The following is a 2,773-nucleotide window of genomic DNA, read 5'->3' on the forward strand; positions in this document are numbered from 1 at the left end:
GGGCACCTCAAGGCCGCCTACCTGGAGCGGCACCTGGCGGCACTGGCCCTGGACCGCGGCCGGGGAGTGCGGGCGCTACAGGCCCGTGTTCAGGGCGGTCATCAGGGTGCCCGACGTGGTGTCGCCGGACATCTCCCAGATCATGCCGCCCAGCAGGCCGCGCTGTTTCAGCCAGGCCGTCTTGCGCTCGATCGACCAGGCGTCGTCGTACGTCCACCACTGGCCGCCCGCGCCCGTGTAGCAGTACGTCGAGACGGACTGGGTGTCGTGGTACACCGTGCAGCCCGGCACCATGGCCAGCAGGTTGCTGTAGCCGCGGGTGCCGGCCTCCTCCGCGAACTGGCCCGGGGCGGCGCCCGTCGCGGTCTGCCACTCGCCGTTCACGCCGCCGGCCGCGACGCCCTGCCAGCCGCGGCCGTAGAAGGCGAAGCCCACCGTGAGCTGGCGCGGGTTGACGCCGGCCTGGGTGTACGTGTCGACGGCGCGCTCGACGCTGAACGTGAACGAATACGGGTCCTGGGCGTCGGCGTAGAGGTTGCCCTGGTGGCCGGTGCGGCCGGGCTCCCACGAGTTGTCGCTGCCGGCGCCGTGGAAGTCGTACCCCTGCACGTTGGCGAAGTCGAGCGAGTCGAACACGCTCGGCGTGCCGTCGGCGCGGGTGATGTCCCAGCCAGCGGCGATCTTCGCCGGGTCGGCCGGGGTGAAGGCGGTCAGCAGGTAACGCTTGCCCTGCGGCGTGCCGAGCTCGTCGAGCTGCCGGCGGAACTCGGCCAGCAGGGCGGTGTTGTTGGCCTTGTCCTGCGGGCCCCAGTGGTTGCCGGGGTGACCCTCGGCGCCCGGCCACTCCCAGTCGAGGTCGATGCCGTCGAAGATGCCGGCCGCGACGCCCGGGCCACCGGCCCCGCCCGCCACCGGGAGGTTGCCCTTGATGTACATGTCGATGCAGGAGCGCACGAACTTCTCCCGGGACGCCGGGGTGGCCGCGGCGTCGGCGAAGAACTTCGAGTAGGTCCAGCCGCCGATCGAGATGAGCACCTTCAGGTTCGGATACTTGGCCTTGAGCTTGCGCAGCTGGTTGTAGTTGCCCCGCAGCGTCTCCCAGCCGGTGTCGGCGACCCCGTCGACCGACTGGGCCGCGCTGAACGGCCGCCCGTAGTCGGCGTCCGCGTCGCCGGCGCCCGTGCCCTGGTCGGGGTCCTGCGGGTTCTGCGTCGTGCCGCGGGTGACGCCCTGCAGGCAGGTGAGGTTGACCGGGTCGAGGTTGGCGAACGCGTAGTTGAGGTGGGTCAGCTTCGCCGCCGCGCCCGACGTGTCCAGGTTCTTCACGAAGTACTGCCGGCCGTAGATGCCCCACTGGACGAAATACCCCACCTTCGCGTAGCTGCCACTGCCGACGGAGTCGTCGGTCGTGACCGTTACCGCGGTGCTCGGCGGGGAGGTGTTGTCGTACCCGTCGCGCGCCCGGACGGTGAAACTGTACGAAGTGAGCGGTGTCAGCCCGGTGACGGTCGCATTCAGCGAGGTCACTGTCGCCGCGAGCGTGCCACCGCGGTACACCTCATAGGCGGAGATCCCGCTCGGGTCGGTGACCGCGTTCCAGGCGAGGGTCACGGACGTGGCCGTGCGGCCGGTCGAGCGCAGGTTGCCGGGCGCGGGCGGCGCCGCCGTGTCGTCGGCCGGGTTGAGCGTCGAGGTGGTGACGGCCGCGCTGTCCGCCGAGACGTTCCCGCGCGTGTCCTTCGCCCGGACGGTGAAGGTGTACGGCGAGTTCGGCGTGAGCCCGGCGATCGTCGCCTGCGGGGACGTGACCGACGCCTTGACCGTCCCGCCCTGGTAGACGTCGTACGAGGCGATCGGGAAGTCCGTCGGCACCGCCGCCGTCCAGCGCAGCGACACGGTCCGGGTGGTGCGCCCGGCGACGGTCAGCCCGGTGGGGGCGTTCGGCGCCCGGTCGGCGCTGCCGTCGCACTTGTTGCCGTTGATGCGGCAGTTGAGCGGCTCGGCGTTGGTGCCGGTGGCGATGAACCAGAAGCTGTACGGTTCGGTGCTGCCGCCCGCCGGTACGGTGGCGTTGTAGTGTGCGTTGACCACGGTGACGTGGTTGCCGGTGCGGGTGACCGTGCCGTGGTAGCCGGTGCCGACGGTCAGCCCGGCCGGCACGTCGAACTCGAGCGTCCATCCCGTGACGGCGGCGCTGGTGGGGTTGCTGACGACGTACTTGTCGACCCAGTAGGAGCCGTAGTTGGCCGCCGAGAAGCCGGCGGTGAGCCCGGCGGGCGCGGCGTGGGCGGACGCCGGCACCGCGACGAGCGCGGTGGTGACGAGGAGCAGAGTGGCGGCGAGACGCCTGATGGGGTGCACTCATTCCCTCCTTTAGGAAAGTTTCCTGTTAGTTTCGAGGTAGAGAGCGACCGATGTCAATGCATGGGTGACACCTAGGTCACAGCCCGAGGTGCGGGCGCGCCCAGGCGGCGAACCGGCGGATCGCGTCGTCGGCCTCGGGTGCGCGCCCGGCCATCAGACCGGCTGGAGCCGCTGGTTACCTCGGGAAGAGCCGCTCGACCGCGGCGACGACCGCCGAACGGCGGGCGGCCCCGAAGGCGTCGTCCGGGGCGGTGACGCCCGCCCACGACATCGCGATCTGGTTGACGAACATGAGCACGTCGAGCGGGTCCCAGGCCGGGTCCAGCTGCCCGGCCTCCTGGGCCGCGCGCAGCTGCTCGACCTTGCGCGCCACCGACGCCTGGACGGGGTCCTCGGGCGCGCCCGGCGT

2 protein-coding genes are annotated in these 2,773 nt (G+C 71.3%); both read right to left on the bottom strand.

Going from position 1 to position 2,773, the window contains the following annotated elements:
• Positions 1-75 precede the first annotated feature (75 nt).
• On the bottom strand, positions 76-2,361 hold the full coding sequence (locus tag ABZS66_RS61230) for a glycosyl hydrolase family 18 protein (RefSeq protein WP_354774144.1): 2,286 nt from the start codon (positions 2,359-2,361) through the stop codon (positions 76-78).
• Between the two features lie 178 nt (positions 2,362-2,539).
• Positions 2,540-2,773, bottom strand: a 234-nt coding sequence (locus tag ABZS66_RS61235; protein WP_354774145.1) for a hypothetical protein, incomplete at its 5' end; no start/stop codon positions are given.

Origin of the sequence: Dactylosporangium sp. NPDC005572 (assembly GCF_040605515.1) — a bacterium.
GTDB lineage: Bacteria > Actinomycetota > Actinomycetes > Mycobacteriales > Micromonosporaceae > Dactylosporangium.